This window comes from Nostoc sp. (genome assembly GCF_036917535.1).
GTDB lineage: Bacteria > Cyanobacteriota > Cyanobacteriia > Cyanobacteriales > Nostocaceae > Nostoc.
In genome coordinates, this window is sequence record NZ_JBALDA010000111.1 from 91191 (window position 1) to 111997 (window position 20807).

14 protein-coding genes and 1 pseudogene are annotated in these 20807 nt (G+C 38.8%); 4 read left to right on the forward strand and 11 right to left on the reverse strand.

Annotated features, from left to right (window positions below):
• Position 1: 1 nt before the first annotated feature.
• Positions 2-1042 (forward strand): DNA cytosine methyltransferase, encoded by a 1041-nt coding sequence (locus V7K56_RS36330; protein WP_334918935.1) that lies wholly within the window; start codon positions 2-4, stop codon positions 1040-1042.
• Here the strand turns inward: V7K56_RS36330 and V7K56_RS36335 are convergent.
• Positions 1039-1737, reverse strand: coding sequence for an MAE_28990/MAE_18760 family HEPN-like nuclease (locus V7K56_RS36335; protein ID WP_334918937.1), 699 nt, complete (start codon positions 1735-1737; stop codon positions 1039-1041). The genes V7K56_RS36330 and V7K56_RS36335 overlap by 4 nt on opposite strands.
• On the reverse strand, positions 1734-2840 hold the full coding sequence (locus V7K56_RS36340; protein ID WP_334918939.1) for a DUF262 domain-containing protein: 1107 nt from the start codon (positions 2838-2840) through the stop codon (positions 1734-1736). Before V7K56_RS36340 ends, V7K56_RS36335 begins: the two co-directional genes overlap by 4 nt.
• Positions 2841-3169: 329 nt before the next feature.
• On the opposite strand from V7K56_RS36340, the pseudogene cas8a1 reads away from it, so the two are divergent.
• Positions 3170-4246 (forward strand): annotated as a pseudogene (gene cas8a1, locus V7K56_RS36345) (type I-MYXAN CRISPR-associated Cas8a1/Cmx1).
• Here the strand turns inward: cas8a1 and V7K56_RS36350 are convergent.
• From V7K56_RS36350 to V7K56_RS36390, 9 genes are all read right to left on the reverse strand, one after another.
• A complete protein-coding gene (locus tag V7K56_RS36350) occupies positions 4172-4405 on the reverse strand; it encodes a hypothetical protein (RefSeq protein WP_334919005.1) in 234 nt (77 codons plus the stop codon). The pseudogene cas8a1 and the gene V7K56_RS36350 sit on opposite strands and share 75 nt — an antisense overlap.
• Before the next feature lie 86 nt (positions 4406-4491).
• Positions 4492-5661 carry a glycosyltransferase family 9 protein gene (locus V7K56_RS36355; protein ID WP_334918941.1) on the reverse strand — a complete coding sequence of 390 codons (1170 nt, stop codon included), beginning with the start codon at positions 5659-5661 and terminating at the stop codon, positions 4492-4494.
• Between the two features lie 80 nt (positions 5662-5741).
• Positions 5742-6704, reverse strand: a complete 963-nt coding sequence (locus V7K56_RS36360; protein ID WP_334918944.1) for a glycosyltransferase family 9 protein — start codon at positions 6702-6704, stop codon at positions 5742-5744.
• Positions 6705-6882: 178 nt separating this feature from the next.
• Complete coding sequence (locus V7K56_RS36365) at positions 6883-8145, reverse strand: glycosyltransferase family 4 protein (protein ID WP_334918946.1); 1263 nt, start codon at positions 8143-8145, stop codon at positions 6883-6885.
• 81 nt (positions 8146-8226) lie between these two features.
• Positions 8227-13944 carry an amino acid adenylation domain-containing protein gene (locus V7K56_RS36370; protein WP_334918948.1) on the reverse strand — a complete coding sequence of 1906 codons (5718 nt, stop codon included), beginning with the start codon at positions 13942-13944 and terminating at the stop codon, positions 8227-8229.
• The gene (locus V7K56_RS36375) at positions 13941-15875 is read right to left on the reverse strand and encodes a non-ribosomal peptide synthetase (protein WP_334918950.1); all 1935 of its coding nucleotides are present in this window, start codon (positions 15873-15875) and stop codon (positions 13941-13943) included. Before V7K56_RS36375 ends, V7K56_RS36370 begins: the two co-directional genes overlap by 4 nt.
• Before the next feature lie 41 nt (positions 15876-15916).
• Positions 15917-16906 (reverse strand): aspartate/glutamate racemase family protein, encoded by a 990-nt coding sequence (locus tag V7K56_RS36380; RefSeq protein WP_334918952.1) that lies wholly within the window; start codon positions 16904-16906, stop codon positions 15917-15919.
• The gene (locus V7K56_RS36385; RefSeq protein WP_334918954.1) at positions 16875-17735 is read right to left on the reverse strand and encodes a hypothetical protein; all 861 of its coding nucleotides are present in this window, start codon (positions 17733-17735) and stop codon (positions 16875-16877) included. Before V7K56_RS36385 ends, V7K56_RS36380 begins: the two co-directional genes overlap by 32 nt.
• Complete coding sequence (locus V7K56_RS36390; protein ID WP_334918956.1) at positions 17710-17835, reverse strand: hypothetical protein; 126 nt, start codon at positions 17833-17835, stop codon at positions 17710-17712. The genes V7K56_RS36385 and V7K56_RS36390 overlap by 26 nt, the downstream gene beginning before the upstream one ends.
• A gap of 431 nt (positions 17836-18266) precedes the next feature.
• Between V7K56_RS36390 and V7K56_RS36395 the strand changes: the two genes are divergently transcribed.
• Together V7K56_RS36395 and V7K56_RS36400 are read left to right on the forward strand one after the other, a co-directional pair.
• Complete coding sequence (locus tag V7K56_RS36395; RefSeq protein WP_334918958.1) at positions 18267-19190, forward strand: pentapeptide repeat-containing protein; 924 nt, start codon at positions 18267-18269, stop codon at positions 19188-19190.
• 309 nt (positions 19191-19499) lie between these two features.
• Positions 19500-20684: an AAA-like domain-containing protein gene (locus tag V7K56_RS36400; RefSeq protein ID WP_334918960.1), complete on the forward strand. Its 1185-nt coding sequence runs from the start codon at positions 19500-19502 to the stop codon at positions 20682-20684.
• The last annotated feature ends 123 nt before the right edge of the window (positions 20685-20807 follow it).

Here is a 20807-nt window from a genome sequence, read left to right on the forward strand (position 1 = left end):
AATGGTTAGCAGCATCTCTACAGTAGATCTGTTTTGTGGTGCTGGAGGACTAACTCATGGGTTTGAGCAAGCAGGTCTTCCAGTCAAAGCTGGATATGATATTGATCGAGCTTGTAAATTTCCATACGAGCACAATAACAAAGCAAAATTTATACTGCAAGATGTAGAATATCTTAGCGGTTCTGATCTGGCAAAGCATTTTTCTGGCAGCAGCATTAGAGTTTTAGCAGGATGTGCCCCTTGTCAACCATTTTCAAATTATTCAAGACGTTATAACGATAAAGAATCAAAGTGGAAGCTATGCCGTGATTTTGCTCGTCTGGTAGAAGAATGTGAACCAGAGATTATTTCAATAGAAAATGTGCTTCAGTTAAAACACCATCCAGTATTTCATGAATTTATCGATAAATTAGAAAATTTAAACTATTTTTTGGAATCTTATGAAGTTAACTGTCTAGATTATGGAATCCCTCAATCTCGAAAGCGATTAGTTTTACTGGCTTCAAAATTTGGCAAAGTTAACTTAATTCCACGAACACATGATGCAGAAAGATACGAAACAGTAAGAAAAGCTATTGAACATCTTGAACCACTTTCTGCGGGTCAAAAATCTAAGATAGATCGACTCCATTTATGCAGTAAACTATCTAATCTGAATCTTTGTCGTATTCGTGCTTCAAAACCCGGAGGAACTTGGCGAGATTGGCCTAAAGAATTAATTGCAGAATGCCACACAAAAAAGAGTGGAAAAACTTATCCTGGGGTATATGGTCGGATGGAATGGGATCGACCTAGCCCAACTATTACTACACAGTGTTTTGGATTTGGTAACGGTCGTTTTGGACATCCTGAACAAGATAGGGCTATATCTCTTAGGGAAGCAGCATTACTACAAAGTTTTCCAGCAAATTATGAGTTTGTCGCCCCCAATGAGGCTTTAGGGTTAAGTCATATAGGGCGATTGATTGGAAATGCTGTTCCTGTTAAACTAGGCGAAGTTATCGCTCAAAGCATACTAAATCACCTTGAAGTTGTCCGTTAAGGATTTCCTCTAATAGATAAATCCAAATAATCCTTATTAGCTAAATACTGTTCAATATTTTGGAGAATTTGTCTCAAATATCTAATCACTTTACTCTTAATCTTTAAAAGCTCATCAGCAGTTTTGTCTCGTCCTACCTCTGCAAAAGATTTAAAGCCATGTGCCAAAAGATTTCTGTTTGTTTTAATAGTTACTAAATCACTTCCATGTGCTGTTTTAGCATAGTCAGTTGTATGTGAAAATCCATACTCATCCGCCGTAGTTCTGATTAGTCTTCCATCAATATTACCTGAGAATAAATTTTCTTTATCAAATCCAGCAGTAATAATATCAATAGAGATAGCTGTAATACTCGAAAATATTTTATCAGGATTTCGTTTTTTGAGGTTTTGAAGAACTATTTTTTTAAGTTCAGGTCTAATTTGATCGTAGGAAATCCCTTTACTGCTAAGTTCACCAAATATTGTTTCAATAGCATTTCGCATTGTTGCTTCCACCAAATTATAGAGCAATAAAAACCCACTTGCTTTCAAAGTTTTTATTAACTCAGAATCAATTTCTCTGATTTTTGGGTTTCCTTCTTTACCTTGCATACTTAATTTAGTAGTGCCCTCTTCTAATGTCTTTAAAAAAATAAAATATTTGCTTACTTCTTTAGAGCGTTCATTGAAATCCTGAAATAATGCACTGGTCATAATTTACCGAGAAGTTGATCGCGCACATATTCGATACGCCGAATTACTTTAGGTCTAGAGTTACTTGCATCTGACGTGGTGTAATCCTTAAATTCTAGTGAGTCAAGCCAATTCATTGATTTAGGTTTAAGATTGCTTTTTTCTCTTAGAGCAAGTGCAACACCTACGGAAATTGCCTCAAATCTAATTCTTGGTGTTCTTACATGTCCTTCTTTTTTGCTAAATCCATTTGGCAAATATTGTTCAACAAAATTTAACATTGCGTGAAATTCATTTCGCATAGCTTCTCTGTCTATTCCACTATGGTTATGTTTCTCTAGATATTCATTCAGAAAAAGATTAACGCGTCTTTCAAATTTATTGTAGTTATCTAGATACGCGAAGAAACGTAATACAAATTCCTCTGGTTCACGTTTATTAATAAGTGCTTCTGAAAATGGACATAGCTTGCGAAATTTAGGATCTTTAGCTAGTTCTTCAAGAAGATTAACAAATGGGCCTGGAGATATACCTCTACGCTTCTCCATGTCGTTTAGTTCGACACTACCTGTATTGATGCGTTCAAACAGATCCCTTCTTGTTTCTTCATCAGCTTTATCCGTTAGTACAATCATCCGAATAGTAGCCCGATTGAAGCGTCTTCTTCGTGCCAGTGGTAAATCTTTAAATTTAAAGTCGTTAAGTTTTTGTAGTTTGTCTAGCTCACAAAGCATTAACTCATTATTTATAAATCTGTCTAGTGTACGAATACGTTGAGTACCATCAACAATTTCTAATCGAGCTTCATCATCACTATCATCATCATCTTTTGGTCGTAAATCAGCAACAAAAATATATGGAATTGGTAGTCCTAGCATAATAGATTCAATAAACTTTGACTGCCGAGATTCTTCCCAAATCATTTCGCGTTGATAGTCTGGTATATACAACTCATTAATGTCTTCATCCAGCCCATCTCTATATTTTTGGACAAGCACTTCCACTGGATACTCTTTTGTATCATAATCAACTATTTTTTGTTTTTCCCGAATTTCTGCTTCTGCTGCTTCTCTTTGCTCATCTGTAATTTCTGGTTCTGGTGGTATATTTGGGGCTTTTGCCATCTTGCTCTCCAATTTGGATAGAGTAGATTTATCAGAGTAGGAAACCCTTAGGAATTCATTCTATCACCTGGCATATTCACTCACCTACTCGCAAGAACACTGGAGCGATCGCTAGTCAGATCCACAAAACAAATACCCAAGTGACGTAAAATTAAACTCCATCTGGCATTTGCAAAATCGTTAACATCCATGTGTTGCAACTACTTAGTACAAATCTTGACTGTCCGTCTAAACGATATTGCCCAGAAAACACTGCTGGAAGTTGTTCCAAATATATCTGCAAGACTGAATAATAAATCTTACAGCAGTCAATTGGCGTAGTAGGTTGACTGTATCCGGGATCTGTATTTTGTCATGTCGCTTTTACAAAAGAAACTAAGTTTGAAGAGAAACCAAAACTAGCTTTTGCTCTTTTATATGCTCCTGTTGCTTGCCACTACTTTGTTTTGCGATCACATACTCAACCCCAACACCCGCAGTATGCCGTAGTTATACCTGAAGTGACTAACTTAGAAATTTATGCCCAGCAATACTGGAATTTGGGAAACTTGGATTACAAACATTCTCATGTATCTAGCTTAGGAGATGCCGCATTAAAATTCCTTACTTACAAAACAACTATAGAACTGGCTATACCCGATCAAGTAAAACGATGCCAAGTAATATTATTTGGAACGGCAGTTTGGTCAAAGCAGCAAAAAACTCGCATAGAACTAGCAGTAGTAGAAGCGACTGAAATAATTGATATTATCTATAAGCTTAGTTGCATCTCTTTTTCAGGTTACAGAATTATTAAATATAAAAACCTAAATTTCATTATTAGCAATGTGCTTCAAGGAATAATTGCTGATAATTTAGTAAAAGGCTTTCTTTGGTGGAATAATTTGTATATAAAAAAAATCCAAAATATTAATTTACTGAAACTAATTCTTTCTGAAGATAGAGGAATATACGAAATGATTGAACACTCTCAATGGTATATAAAGGCTCAAAAGTTATTTATTCAAGCTTGCCATGAAGCATTGAAAAAAATATATGCTATGATTTACGACCGGACAAAAGAAGGTCAATATACTCAAATTTAACGAGAAAATATACGTATCTTATCGCAACTAGGACGATGCACAAATATTGAAAACTTTCGCAAATTCATTGCAGAGTTTTGGGGAAAAGCAGGACAACTTTTAATTTTAGAAGAACATTGGGAAGAATTACTACCCTTAATATCGGGAATAATGGATTGGAAGGTTGCCAGAGATTTAACTTTTATTGCTATTGCTAGCTATCCAAAAAACAAGACTAAAAATAAAAAAGTATTAGAAAAATCTGACTTAGTAAAGATGCCTAATTCGTTTAAAGGCTTCATCCCGCATCCATTGCCCGTAATAGCGAACATCTTCAGCTAATCCCTGTGCCCCAAACCATTTTTTAGTAGCCAAAGAATTTTTTTGAGAATCAGGGTTCACCGGAAGCTGATTTGCAAATTTCCGTGGGATTTCAATTAAAGCTTTGGTAATCAAAACCGCCACCGGATTAATATCACTACCATACGCCTCCAAACCCAATCTTTGAGCTTCTAAAGGTATGGAACATCCCTTAACGGAGTAGGCTCCGCGTTCTAAACGACCAATTCAGGTCGCGCCTGCTCATTTTACCCCGTCTTTGCAGTTCGTTTTTTCATTATTTTGCGTAAGTCCTGTTTCTTTATCAGGCACTGGAGATAATCGATAACTTGCTCAGAAGACAGATGGCTCATACAGGGGTGGTCTGGTACAAGACAGGATTTATTGCTAAAACTATGCTCCTGACACAAGGTACATTTGAAGGTTGAAAGCGCAAGATGTACGTGGGGTTGTCTTGGTTTCCACAAGTGTATTGGACTAGCTCCATCGCCGTCAACATCATTACCAAACAGAGCAATTGTATTGCATCCCACCGCAACTGCAATATGTAATGGCCCCGCATCCACTGAGATGAAGGCTTTGGTTTGAAGAAATGCGCCTGCCAATTCTAATAGAGATGTCTGACCTCTAAGATCAATCAAAGCAGTAGTTTGTAACAACTCGTCCTCTATAGAACCTGCATTGTACAGCGTTTTCTGTATCTTCGGCGCACTACCCACTAAACCGATACTCAGTCCTTGTGCCGCACACCAATTAATCACTTGCTTCCAAGCGTGAATCGGCCAGAGTTTAGCAGGTCGGGTGGCTGTCACATGAATTAGCACATCGGGTACAGGAAAATTAGGTTGTTGACTGGGCAGCTCTAGCTTAAAAAAGTCGGTTTCAACATAGGCTAAACGACAGAAGATTTCCCCAATGTAGTTGCTCTGAATCACGCCTTGATGCCTTTCGACAAATTTAGAACTATTCCAATCTCGATCCTGGAGCAAGCGTTGAATTGAATTCGCATTTTCACCTCCATCTAGCTTTTTCTGAAAGTCTTGTGTTAGGGCCGCTCCTGTGACATATAGTGGACGTAAGGCAGTTGTCATGACTAGATTGATAGGGCTAAATTCATCACAATTAATCGCTAAATCGTAAGCACCTGCAACTTGTTGCCGTTGATGCACTACTTGCGCTAACTGCGCTAAGATATCATCGCGATCGCTATACAGAGAAAAGCGCCAATCAATGTAGGGACAATAGAGTTCAAAGTCTTGGGTTACATCACTGCCAAAAAAATCCAACGTGCAATCTGGATATTTTTCTTTTAGACCTCGTAGCAAGGGGGTAGTTACTACATAATTGCCAACCTTGCTGGAGCCGAATACGGCAATATGGGGATGAGGACGTAAGGATTGATTGATAAAAATCTGCATATTACGGATTGATTCTAAATTTTTTAAGTTATTTTTAGATGATGCCTGACAACAACTTTCCAAATATCCTCTTAGTTTTATTAATTCGTGATTAGTTTACTAAGTCGATTAAAGAAGTTGAGTTGTTCAAGAATGAATTCCAAGCAGTCTTCAAGGACTTCCTTCTTTTTCTCACCGATAATAACTAGATTCTGATTTTGAGGATAAGACCATCGACGTAGATGGGCAATGCTAAATCCTTCTTGTTTCTCTTCTTCTAAAGAAGCTTTTCTCACAGCGTCCCATAAAACCAATGTTGGTTTCGCAAATGCAGTGGCAATATGAGAAGGCCCAGTATCAAATCCTACATATAAATCACTTGCCCAAATCAGAGCCATTGCTTGTCTAATAGTTGTTTTTGGTGTAAAGATAGAAAACGTCTTTTGATCAAAGTCATTATTGCCAAGATGTAAAAAACTTACTTTATTTTTGAAGTAATCGACTAATTCCAGCCAGTTATCTAAGTGCCAAGGTGAGTTTTTAGTACTTGATGAAGTTCCATAGGGACAGATACAAACAACGGGGCGTTTGAGGTGAGCAAGGGTCTTTAATCCCCACTGCATTTCTGCGTGAGATAAAAATAAAGAACCCCTTAATTGACGAGGCCGTAGTCCATGAGCAAAACAGATATTTTCTATGATATGGCGGCTTTGACAAAAATTATCTGACTCAATGGATACTTCTACCATTATGTTTGTATCTATATCATCGGCATTAATAATTTTCTCAATGTATGGATTGTTCTCCCAAATTGAATACCCGTTTTCTTGAGCTTTTTTATAATAGTTTAAAGGAGCGGTAAATAATTTTATGGCTCGCCCTTTTTTTAAAGATAATGCTTCAATTAATGGTGTATAACAGACACAACTTCCTATTCCGAGATAACTAGGTATTGCCAAGTCACAGTTATACTTTTCAGCATAATATTTCGATGCAACTAATGGTTCAGAATCTCGAAATCGTGGATAGAAGATAGATTGACCTGTACTGCTGTTATTTAACATATTTTGTTCCGCTGTATTTAAGATGTTCAATTTTTAGTAAAAAGGCAATTTTTTGATTTTGCGATCACAACAATACGTTACCTATTTTTTGAGATGCATTTGCACTAAGGTTAGGGCTGAAGCAAAAACTTTTTGAACAGCAGAATATTTAGTTTTTAAGTAGCTAATTTGGTTACTTCTACCCATATTGGTTAAAAATTTGCTGGTACAACTGAATGTACCGTTGGGCTTGCACTTCTAACGAGTATTCTTCAATCGCAACCTTGCGGCAATTTTGACTCATCCGATCGCGTAAATTAACGTCTTCTAATAGTTGGACAATCCCATTACAGAAATCATCCGCATCTTCAGGTTTTGCTAAATAGCCAGTGATTCCAGGACGGACATAATCTGGAACGCCACCAACATTGAAGGCAACTGTCGGTGTACCACAAGCTGCTGCCTCCAGACCAACTAACCCGCAAACATCAGCACGGGTTGGAAACAGAAATAAATCGGCGGCAGAATAGGCAATCGCTTTCAGGCGATCGCTGCTGATATAGCCAAGGTGCAGTACTTCCATTTCTGCGGCATTTGAGATTGCCTTCGCTTCATCCCCAAAAGTCAGCAACACGATTTCAGCTTTGAGCGATTTAGGTATACCAGAAAAAGCTTTGAGCAATAGATCGCTACCTTTACGCCGATTGGTCAAATCTTGCGCTCCAAATATGAGAACTTTTTTATGCTGGGGAATTCCCAGTTCAGATTGACACTGCTGTTGATCGAGTGGTTGATAGGCTACTGTATCAATTCCGTAGGGAATGTGATGAATGGGGAAACAGTTGAGCATACTCTGTTTAGCGCATTCAGCCAACCAATGACTAGGAGCCACAATTGTTAAGTTGGAGTGACGATATGCCCAATTCTTTAACTTCCACTCTAGAGATGTGGCATCTCGTTGAATCGGAGGTAACGCATTCGGATAAGGACATTTTCCACAACCAGTTTGCCATTTTGAACAGTCATAACTGTAGGCACAGTGTCCCGTGAAACTCCACATATCATGTAGCGTATAGACGGCAGGTTTATCTCTCGTTAATGAGGGAAGCATGAGATAAGAAAAATAATCATCATGAAGCAGGTGAAAGTTGAGTAAAGCAGCATTCTGATAACAGGCTTGATGTTTAAGAGCAGCAATTGAGGGATTGGCAACGTAATTCAAGCCCATTCGTCTTGTAATTGAGTTCGCTAAATCGACAAACTGATTTTTTCTTTGGACAATCTGTACCGTATTTTTCAAATCATTAGCTTTTTCCTGAAACACTCCATTAATCTCATATTTATAGGCAAAGAAAGATTGAATCCCGGCTTTGGATAAACCTTGATGCAGATTGTAGGCAGCAATAAATGCACCCCCTAAGCCAAAGCAGTTATTAATATGAAGTATATTGAGAGAATTCATTTGATTTCGTCTCCAGTGCCTTGTCTCTTGAATCTCTAATCTGTTTAACAACTGAAGATTGAATAAAACTCGATGATTGGGTTAGATGGGATCTGCATGTATTGTCTTCAAGAGGTTTGAAACAGTCATTTCTGAATCGCTAACAAGCTGCGTCAGCATCTCCTGATAGTTGTTCAATAAGCGATCAATTGTCTCTGCTGTGAATTTTTCAGTGCCGTATTTAGCCCTGATCTGGATTGTTTTTGACAATTCAACGTAAAGCTCCAACGGAGGTGTTTTGCCATAAAGTTCCATTGGCATATCGCCCCATTGTGACGGTGCGATCGCTTCCCAACCTGGCATTCGATCTTGAACAGAGGGAGTCATGGTAATACTTGCCAGCAGATTGAAGGGACGTGAGTGTTGGATCTGCTCGATCACCCGATGCAGCTGCACCTCTTTATGTTCGATCGCTTCATTGACGGTTTCTTGAAGTTGTTTAATTACGGTCGAGCCAGTCTGTTCCGGCAAGATTAGCGATCGCAAAATCACGTCATTGATAAAGCAGCCAATCATCTGCTCTGTGTCTGGCCCGGTGCGGTTGCCGAGCGTTGCCAGAATCAAAATCTCCTTTTGTTGACTCCACTTCGCTAAAACAAGTTTGAAAGCGCTCAACAAGATGACAAAACTCGTCACCCTCTGTGAACGACCCAGCCCTTCAATCGAACGAATCAAAGACTCAGGTAAGTGGATAAAACGATGCCCTGCCTGTTTACTAGACAGCATCAGACTTGGAGAGGGGTGTAACTCGTCATCAACGAGTTTGCGTTGCCAATAACTGAGTTGCTGTGTGATCGCGGACTCGTTATAGACTTGCTGCTGCCACAAGGCAAAGTCAGCATATTGGCATGATAGGGCTGGGAGGGGCGAAGGTCGCCCATTGGCGAAAGCCTGCATCAGTGTGTTTAATTCTTGCAGAAGCACACCAAATGACCAACCATCTGTGATCAGATGGTGCATGGTAATCACCAGCCAATGCTCATCCGGATTCAGTTGAAATAATGCAGTTCTGATCAGGGGAGCAACAGCCAAGTTGAAGGGCTGCTGACGTACTTTAATTCCCAAGCGAACCGCTTCCGACTCACGCGCCTCTGGGGGTAGGTGCTGTAGATTTTCATAGATTAATGGCAGGTGTAGGTGAGGTAAAACGATCTGCATTGGGCGATCGTTGATGATCGTGAAGACCGTGCGAAGATTCTCATGACGGCGGACGATTTCATTAAAACTTTGCTCGACGACCTCTGGTAACAAGGAACCCTTAACTCGCATTAGAGTCGAACTATTAAGAGTTGCAACCTTACTTGTTGATTGCTCCAAGAACCATAACCCCTGCTGTGATAGCGAGAGAGGCACGGGTGTAGATGAGCTTCTCTCCAAGCCAGATATGGTTAGCATGGTAGAGGGAATCCCATTTGAACTGAGTGTTGGATGGGCTTTGAACGACTCAATTAAGTTGCTGAGGGCGGCGATCGTCGGGTTTTCAAATAGACACCGCACGGGAAAATCAACCGCAAAGGCTTGGCGAATTCGGAAGATGAGTGAGGTTACCAGTAAAGAATGTCCGCCCAAATCAAAAAAGTTATCGTAAATCCCGACTTTCTCAACACTGAGAATCGCAGCCCAAAGGTTAGCTAAAATTTCTTGGGTAAGGGTGCTAGGTGCTACGAAGCTAGATTCTAATCTACTCTTGAAATTCTCTGGTATGGGTAGAGCGCGGCTATCAACTTTTCCATTAGACGTTAAGGGAAACTTTTCTAGGACAACAAAGGCAGATGGAATCATGTACTCAGGCAGTTTTTCATTGAGATAGTGGCGAAGGTCTTGAATATATCTCTCTAAACTGTTCCAAGTCGATTGGCGATCGCCTAAACTTTTTGATCCCGTTTTTTGAGGCAAACACTGCTTTATTGTTGTCCGTCTCGCATAAATATTATAGAGGGGAGTTGCTTCGAGTAGTTTGTCCTGAACAATGGTCAAATCATATCCATGAAATTTCAGCAACTCCGTAATTTCAGTAAGTCTGCCATTAATATCATGAACCTCAACAATAATTTGTTGGATTTTTAACCAATCTCTTTCTTTAATTCCTGCTAGTACATCCCGTTCACTTTTTTCAACATCAATTTTGAGTAAATCAATGCGCTCAATTTGATTTTCTTCAATGATGTGAGAAATTGTTTTTAACTGACAGGTAAATTTCTCACTCTGCAAACGCTCAACTAATAATTCATCCAGTACTTCCTGTGATAGAGTTGTCCCATTGCCTGTTCCCACATGTTGCTTGAGCAAAAAGGATTTGACGACTTCTTTTTCCTCAAATGCGTCAGCAAAGCGTCCAGAAATGACGGAAATATTGGGATAATAGGTAAATTCAGCAGATTTAGTTTCCCCAGAAAGACCAATGTTAAAGACTTTGGCATCGAGATTATAAAGTTCTGCATTCAAGCGTAATAATTCAAAGACAGGAGGAATAGGTTCAAAAGCATAGATTTTTACCTTTGGGCAAGCTTGAGCAGCAAATAAACTAAACAAACCGATATTCGCCCCGACATCAAAAATGCAGTCCCCTTCATCAAGGGTAATTCCATGCTGTAAATAGGATTGAGCCGTAAATATTTCTTGATAAAGAAATTCTGTTTCCGTTTTGTTGAGATGAGCGATCGTCATCCCATTGGGTAACTCATACAGAGAGCGATCGCCCTTGGCGGCTCCTAAAGGAGCATCGCCCAGCATACCTTGCTCTTTTAAACTCACCAAATTGAGAATGGTTGAAGCTTGGGTACGCTCAGGGACAATATAGGCTACCAATCGCTTATTATTAGGTTCATCCTCTCTAGCAAGTACAACACAATCTTGCACAGCTTGGTGTCTAGAAAGTAGTGCCTTAATTTCTCCTAACTCAATCCGAAAGCCCCGAATTTTGACTTGATGATCGATGCGTCCTTTATACTCAAGCTCACCTGTAGGCAAATATCGCGCTAAATCCCCTGTTTTGTATAAACGCCCTTGCTGCTGATTACTAAAAGGATTGGGCACAAATCGCTCCTGGGTCAGTTCACTGCGCCGCCAATAACCCCTCGCCACACCACCTCCACCAACATAAAGTTCTCCTACCACCCCAATGGGTACAGGTTGTTGGTATTTGTCCAGAAGATAAATCTGTAAGTCGGAAATTGGCAGCCCGATTAAGCTACTAGTGGCTTTCACATCAGCTAAGGTTAAACGACGGATTGTCACATGAACTGTTGTTTCTGTAATGCCATACATATTTACCAACTGGGGCAGTTGATCTTCATGCCGCTCAAACCAAGGCTGCAACAAAGGTAATGAGAGTGCTTCTCCGCCAAATATCACCACCCGTAAACTCAATTTTTCTGTTGTCTTGGAGTGTTCATCAACTTGAATTAGTTGGTAAAAAGCGGATGGAGTTTGGTTGAGAACAGTCACTTGTTCAGCAATCAGTAAGTTGTAGAATGCTTGCGAGTCTCGGCTCACCTCGAAAGGCACAACCACAACACACCCGCCATACAGCAACCCTCCCCACAGTTCCCAAACCGAAAAGTCAAATGCAAACGAGTGGAACAGCGTCCATATATCCGTTTGATTAAACTGATACCAATCTTCCGTTGCTTTGAATAGCCGAACGACATTGTGATGAGTGATTAATACTCCTTTGGGCTTTCCTGTAGAGCCGGATGTATAAATCATGTACGCTAGGTTATCACCCTGTACACTACTGACTAAGTTATTTTGCGGGTACTGAGCAATTTTGTCTGCATCTTTATCTAAATAGACAATAAAATTGCTTTGATCTAAAGTGTTGCGTAATTGCGAATTCGTTACCAACACTTGCACTTGTGCATCTTCGAGTATGTGGTTCAACCGTTCTTGCGGATTATTAGGATCTAGTGGTACATACGCCCCTCCGGCTTTAAGTATTCCCAATATACCCACAATCATTTCTAGTGAACGTTCTAGGCAAATTCCTACCTTAGTTTCTGGTTTTACACCCAGAGTTTGCAAGTGATGCGCTAGTTGGTTAGCCTGCTCATTCAATTCCTCATAAGTCAGCTGTTGTCCTTCAAACTTAAGTGCTGTAGCTTTGGGTGTCTTCTCTACCTGTGCTTCAAACAACTCATGCAAACAGAGACACTTAGACTCAATCCTCTGTATTTCTTTCCCTAGCAACTGCTCCCTTTCTGTAGCGCTGAGTATTGACAAATTGCCGATACACTGATTTGGAGATTCAACAATTGTTGCTAGCAAAGTCTGAAAATGTCCACTGATGCGCTGAATTATTTCTTCATTAAACAGATAGGCATTATACTCTAGTTTACCTTGCAATTCTGAGTTTGTTTCCGACAAGTTTAAGGTTAAATCAAAGGTTGCTCCGGCTGTTGGTTTATTTAACTCTAATACTGTTGTGATAACTCCAGGAAGTTGCAATTTCTCCTGATTGAGAGTTTCTAGAGTGAACATCACTTGCAAAAGGGGATTATTACCCAATTTGCGATCTATTTTCAGAGCTTCAATAACTTTAACAAAGGGAATCTCACTATGGGCATACGCTTCTAAAACAACCTTTTGGACTTCAGTTAACAGTTCTCGAAAGGTAAAATTATCAGGAATTTGAATACGTAAGCCCAATATATTGACAAAAGCACCAATAAGTGAATTTGTCTGCGTTGAGGTGCGATTAGCAATAGCAGTTCCAATAACTAAATCTTCCTGATGGGTGTAGCGGGAAAGTAAGATGGCGAAAGCAGTCAGGAGGGTGGTAAAAAGGGTTGTCCCAGACTGTTGACTTAACTGCTTCAACTTACGAGTCACCTCAGTACTCACAGACAACAGAACTATACCCGATTGAAACGCTTGCTTTGTATTATGATTGCGATCGCTATCGCTTAAGTAAGGCAGTTCCAAAACAGGCACAACGTCTGCCAACTGTTGCTGCCAGTAGTTTAACTGTTGGGTAAAATTTTCATGAGTACTCTGTTGGTTTTGCCAATGAGCAAAATCAGTATATTGAATTGGGAGTTCTGGTAAAGAAGCTGTTTTTCCTGTCAAAACTTCTTGATACAGGGCTGATAATTCCCGCAAAAATACCTGAATTGACCAATCATCACAGATAATGTGGTGCAGATTGAACATCAACAAGTGAGTGTGAGGATGAAGACGGATTAAAGTCACTCGCCACACAGGAGACTCATTTAAATCAAAAGCACGGGTACGCTCTTGCAAAAGAAGTTGTTGTGCTTGAGAAATGCGCTCTGTTTCTGATAAGTTCTGCAAGTCAATCACAGGAATCTCAAAAGTCAGGGGAGGTGTAATAACCTGTACTGGCGAACCATTCACTACCTTGAACCTAGTCCTCAGAATGGAATGACGCTCAATTAGACATTGAATTGCTCGCTCGAAACTGGGAATATCCAAGTCTCCTTCCAAGCGAAACGCCCTCACCATGTTGTAGATATAATTTGACTCTTCTAAGTGATGGAGCAGCCAAAATTGTTGTTGAGTAAAGGATAAAGGTAAACCATCATTTTTTATAGTCGCATCAACAGGTTTAATGATTAATTGTAACTCAAGTGCTGATTGATTGAGGAAAGCTAAAATTTCTGTTTTATATGTTTTTATTTGAGCCAGTATATCTGAAGTTAGAATACCTAATGGTGCTTGATAACGGAGGTTGTTGCCATCAACCCAGACTTTGATATTAAGGCGACCAAGTTCTAACAACAGTTCATCAAGCGTTTTCATAGCATCCCCTCTTCATAATCATCTGTGTTATCAGGCACATCCTTTCGTACTAATATCCGACAAGTGTTTTCAACACGTTTGGCTAGTTGAGCGATCGTCGGTAATTCAAATACAGTAATTAAAGGAATATTTATTGAGAAAACGTTAAATAATTGTGTGATAAGTTCATTAACAAGTAGGGAATGACCCCCTAATTCAAAAAAGTTGTCATAAATCCCAATTTCTTCTATTCCGAGAATTTGAGTCCAGATGTCAACCAGTATTTGCTCAATAGAAGTGCGAGGCAAAACTAAACTTTCTAACGGCGCTCTTTGCACCTGACTGAAAGCGGGTAAACTCAAACGGTCAACTTTGCCATTGGGCGTTAGGGGTAGTGCTTCTAAAATCATAAAAGTTGAGGGAACCATGTAGTCTGGTAGACTTTCTAACAACAGACTTCGTAGTTCTCGGAGTGAGAGTGCTTGTTGGGGAGCGATCGGCACAATATACGCTCTTAGATGTTGCTCACCCAGGCGATCAGGTGATGCTACGACAGCAGCTTCTCGGATGAGGTTAGTATTGATTAATGCCATTTCGACTTCCGAAGCGTCGATGCGGTAGCCTCTGACTTTCACTTGGAAGTCTTTTCTGCCTAAGTGCAAAAGGCAGCCATCTGGCAACATACAGCCTAAGTCGCCAGTTTTATACAGCAGCTTATCTTCTCGGATGTTTTTTAAGAGTATTGTTTTGGTCAAGTCTGGTCTTTGCCAATATCCACAAAAGAGATAACGACTTTTGACTACAATTTCACCAATCTGATTAAACCCAACTGGTTGACCTTCATCGTCAATTAACAAAACCTCATGATCCTCAACTGCATAGCCAGCTGGTACAGTACTGCCAATAATTTCTGTTTCCCGATCAACAAAATACTGCCGAATTGGGCTAATTTCCGAACCTCCCAAATTGGCAACAAAAATACAGTCATCAGAGAAATGTTGCTTGAAAAGTTCTACATCTTTTTTGTAGACTGTCTCACTCCCTACCTGAATCAGGCGCAGTTTGGGGAATTTATCTTGTTGAGTTAAGGTGTTGACAAAATGACGAAACATAGTCGCCACCGCAAAAAAGATAGTTATTTCTTGCTGTTTCAGCCAGCTACTTAAACCTATTAGCCCTTCTTGTTTAACGTCGTATGGCAGAAGAGTTGCACCATTAAGCAAGGAGCAAAAGATATCCCTGACAGCACCAGCAAAATTAGGGGAGTACAAAAGCGCTAGCTTGTCATCAGCACAAATATGACCGCTGTTGGTATAGTTCATCGTCAGATGCAGAACATAACGATGGTTTTGGATCACGCCTTTGGGCTGCCCTGTCGATCCAGAGGTATAAATGATGTAGGCAAAATTATCTGGTTGCAGAGGTAAATTTAGATTTTCATAAGAAATGCTGGAATCTATCTCATCAATATTGAGTATTTCTAAGCCGCTGATTTGCAATTTTTTGGCAAATGAAATATTTTTGCTATCTGTTAGCAATAAACCTGCTTGTGAATCTTCTAGAATATAGCTAATCCTTGCTTGTGGCAGCGAAGTATCTAGCGGTACATAAAACTTACCAACTTTCAATACACCCAGAATTGCAGCAATTATCGGAGCGCCACTTTCAAATAATATTGCAATCGGTTCTGCTTGGCGTTCAGCCTTGCTGCGCCGAAGGTGTTCGCCTTTGATTAAGATAGCCCTGGCTATCTGATTGGCAAACTTATTTAGGGCATTATAGGTGAACGTATGCTCCTTAGTTTTGATTGCCATACGTTCGGGATATATATGCACTTGTTTTTGAAAGCGCTCAGGAACCGATAGTTCAACATCTTTCTTGTCGAACTTTATAAAAGGGTTATTTGGGTGGACGTAATGTCTCTGAATTAACTGTTGTAACGGGTTATTCATCGTTGATTTTCATGATTAGAGCTATTTAATTTTTATTGGCGTTAATGACTTACTGTCTTCAAATGCTGCAAGAATTTAAGTCTGCTGTTCAAAGTTAGTTGCACAGGATCAATAATTTCCAATTTTGATAAGAATCTCTTTACTTGTTTAGAAGAGCTAGTTTTCAAGCATTCCAACAAGTAGGGAATTTCGCTACATCCAGCGATAATGCAGTCAACAGTAGGTTGGAGCTTGAGTAGCTCAATGAAAAAAAGTTCACCAACTTGACAAGCAAAATCGCAGTCAGATGTTTTTACTCCTTGATAAATAGATTGCATTAATATTGATTGCAACTCGTCGTTAGGTTCTAAATAAACAATGCCGACTTCTTGAAGTGGTCGAGAGTAAACACACCCTAGCCGCGTTGCTGTAGTACAAAGAATTAAAGGTTGACAAAAGTTTCGTTGTTGCAAGTACTGTATTGTAGTGTCAATCAAAGAGATCCATTCCAGTCTGAAAAAAATCTTTGAATAATCAGTCAAGAGTCGCTGCATGACTTCAGGTAAGAAATAATGAGCGCCATTGCACAGAACGATCAACTCAACAGGTTCAACACTAGAGCAAATGTACTGCATCGCTTCTCGAATAGCGATCGCCAGCATTACCACCAAATCCGGCTCTTGAGATGCACCAATTTGAATCTTTTGTTGAATGGCTGTAGTGCGATTAGGCAATGAACAAGCTTGAAATAGAACAATTTCCCTACTGTTTTGGAACATCTGACAGGCTACCTCAAAAGCTCCCAAACCTGCTAAAGGCCCCATTCCACCTAATAGTAGTAAAGGAGGCGCTTGAGTCTGATTTGGTCTCAGTACAATCACTTCATTGGGATAACTTTGATCCTCAACAGCTTCTGAACGTAGCTTTTTGTTTTGGGCGATCGCACACAGATGTTGTCGAAAATCTAAAGTTGCAGCAATAGCTTGTTGAGCATCGTTAATAAAATGTTGCGCTTGAGGTTTAAGGCACGGATAGCAGATGTTTTGCTGCATTTATTTCTTGTCTCATCTCTATAGTTAGTGCTTCCATTACAGTACCTAACCGAGTCAGGTACTCCTTAAACAAAAGTTTTGCTTGTGTATAGTCAATTGGAGTATTAGTAGCTTTGCCATACTCATTCAAGGCTTCGACAACTACTTGAAAATGAGCCACTTCCGTTTCATCTGCAACATGAACACCGATATAGAACAGAGCTTTCTTTTTTTCTTCAGCGGAGAAGTGGTAATATTTGTCAATTAATTCTGAAAAAGCAAGTAAGGCTCGTGTATACTCACCGTGGTTGTAAATTTCTGAAAACATGTTTGTGAGTAACCCTTGGGAAATATCATCTACCACCATGTTGTGATATATCCATTTCTGAAAATCACGCGCTTGGGGTAAACAATATTCTTCTAATTGCCAAGGGTAATTTCCTAAAAAGCTGTTAGCCAAATCTTCATAGAGTGCAGCGTGAGTTACACCTTCATAGTCTAATCCCAAATCTTCGTGACTAGTTTCAGCATTGAAAGCGCTAGCTAAAAATAATTGTTCCCGTTCTTGAGAATCTCTCGTTAAAGCCAAACGTTGTAAACGGCAAGATAGCCCATATATAGCTAACATTTTCAAGTGTGTAGCTTTCCAGGAATAAAAGAATGTGGCTAGCATTTTGCTTGACCAGCAATGGGTAGGTAAAAGTTCAAAAAAGCTTTCACAATGTTGCAGTGGTTCACTTGCTTCCAAGAAACTCTGACTCAAAGCCTGTTTCAACTTTTCGTCATCAACCATGTCGATAATACTGCTAACCGTACTGATAATGCTAGATGTTGACGCGATCGTAGACATAGATGTTAAATGCTCCCTTTCTACCAGTAGGAACTGGATCAATTTTTTTCAAGCCAATGTTGGGCATATCTTTCAAGTTGTCAGCAACAGAATCCGTCACTAAAATTCATACTTGCAAAGGTTTAAAAATTTTCATATAAAGTCATGAAAACCAAAACAGTAAATATTAATTTTTTGGATAACTTTTGCGAATACCCTTGCTTTAGCAGTTTATTAAAGCATTTTTACTTGAAATTAAACAAGTACATAAATGTCATATCTTTACGCTGCTGTGAAATATTTTTACTTACTGATTCACAGAGTAGTTTTTTGTCAATATATAAGTATTATAAATTTAAATATAAAATGTCATATATATTATGCTTATTCATATTATAAATATTTTGTCAATGTAGATAATTCATATATTTAGGAAAAAGTATTAACTTTAATTGCAGAAACTCAAATATAAATTATTAATTAAATATCCCTATGGTATAAGACTATTCAGTGTAAGCGGTAGTTTATTGTTAGTTAAACTTGCTCAAGATAATGATTGCCCAAGAACTTATCAAACGCTATGCAGCTAAGGAAAGAAATTTTCAACACATGAATTTAAGTCAGATTTCTTTGCAGGGTATTGACTTCAGTAGTGTTGATTTTAGCTATGCTAACCTCAGTAGTGCCAATCTCAGTGAGGCTAACTTAAGTTATGCCACGTTAATTTGGACAGATTTGAATCGAGTAGACTTCCAAAAAGCCAATTTAACTCATACAAATCTGTCGAATGCGAGTCTATTGTGGGCAAACTTGAATCAGACTACTCTAAATCAGGCAAACTTAATCGGCGCTCGCTTGAATTACGCCAAACTTGATAATGCGTGCTTACGAGAGGCAAACTTAACAGAGATTGATTTAGAAAAAGCTAGCCTAACTCAAGCAGACTTAACTGGGGCAAATTTGTTTAAAGCAAGTCTAAAAGCTACAGATTTTACTGGCGCTAACTTTGATGATAGTAATCTGCGTCAATCTAACTGGGAAGGGGCAATTTTATCTGCTGCTTCTTTACGACGAGCTGATTTGGAAGGAGCGCAATTACACGATACTATTTTAAAAGGAGCTGACTTAACAGAATCAGATTTAATTAAATCAGACTTGAGTAATGCAGATTTGAGTGATGCAATTTTACGTCAAGCTGCCTTGGAGTTAGCCTGTTTGTTTAATACAGACTTGAGTCGTGCTGATTTAAAATTAGCTTCTTTATTTAACGCCAACTTAGAGGAGGCAGTTCTAAATGAGGCAAATTTGAGTGATAGTGATTTAAGACACACAAATTTTACAAATACCCAATTAGAAGGGGTAAATTTTTCCGGTTCTCGCGTTAAGGGAGCGTTATTTACCGATGCTATTGGGTTAACTTCTCAACAAAAGCAATGGCTGAGGCAAAATGGAGCATTGAATATTTCTGATTTTTAGAATGATGGCTAATACTAATTCGTGATGTATAGTTATGAAAGTTTAAATATTTAGAAATGGAAGGCTTGTACCTTTACTTTGAGAGAATTGGGATGAAAACAAATAGAAATTTAAACATTTTTAGTTTTGAAGAGAGATGAGGAGTATAGAACAATTTATCCAATTGACAGAAGCATTAATTATTAATAAGACAGGGAAATCACTCTCATTTATCCAAAAAGCTGTCTTGTCAGCATCTCTTTTGGAAACAAAAAAAATTATTCCCAAATTGCTATAGAAAATAACTATTCAGAGAACTATATTAGGCAATTGGTTGCTCCTAAATTGTGGCAACTACTTTCTAATGCTCTTGGCGAGAAAGTTAATAGAACTAATTGCCGTGCTGTGCTAGAGCAACGACTAGACAGTTCATCTTTGCAAACAATGTCTCAGTCTATACAGATACAGCAAAAGATAGTTTTAGAACCTCCAGAAGGACAAGTTTCGCTTTCTTCTACCTTATATATTAAACGGGACTTAGAACAAGTCTGTTATCAAGCAATTCTCCAACCTCGTGCGTTTATCCACATCAAAGCACCACGAAAGATGGGGAAAACTTCTTTAATGACCAGAATCCTTGCTTATGGTAGCTTGCATAATTATCATACTGTCAGGTTAAGTTTACATCGCGCTGAAACAGAAGTTTTTAGCTCATTAGAAAAATTTTTACGCTGGTTTTGTGCCAATGTTACTCATCAGTTAGGAATAAAGTCAAAGTTAGAAGAATATTGGGACGAGGATATGGGTGATTTGATGAACTGTACTATCTACTTTCAAGGATATGTATTACAGGAAATCTCTACTCCCGTTATCTTAGCATTAGATGAAGTAAATAAATTGTTTGAATATCCTCAATTAACTCGTGATTTCTTGGGGCTATTGCGTTCATGGTATGAAGAAACAAGAGATATATCAATTTGGCAGAAATTACGAGTATTAATTGTTAAATCTACCGATATTTATATTAATTTAGATATTAATAAATCTCCTTTTAATGTAGGATTAGCAATTGAATTGCCTATTTTTACAAGATTGCAGTTAGAAGATTTAGCACAACGTCACGGACTCGAAATGACAGCTTTGCAATTTGAACAATTAATGGCGCTTACAGGAGGATTTCCTTACTTGGTGCGACTGGCGTTTTATCATAGCGTTCAACATCAAATTCCTATGGACGATATACTAGAAGATGCCACAAATGATACTAGAATTTTTAGCGAACATTTGCACAATCAGTTACATTCTCTTCTACAAAGTCCTGATTTGGTTGATAGTTTTCAACAGATTATCAATTCAACTGTACCGATTACCTTAGAGCAAGAAGTAGCATTTAAGTTAAAAAGTTTGGGACTAATATATCTAGAAAGGAAAACTGCAATAGTTAGTTGTGGTTTGTATAAAGAATTTTTTAGTAATTACTTTACTAAGAATACAGTAATACTAAATCATTCGTAAGAAACAAGAAGCTCGCTTTAAGCAGTCGGGATTCTGTGGCTTTCAAATAAAAAACAAGTTAACTCATGTTTAAACTAATAAACTTTCCGAGACAGTATTCTCGGTACTCGAAAATATACACAA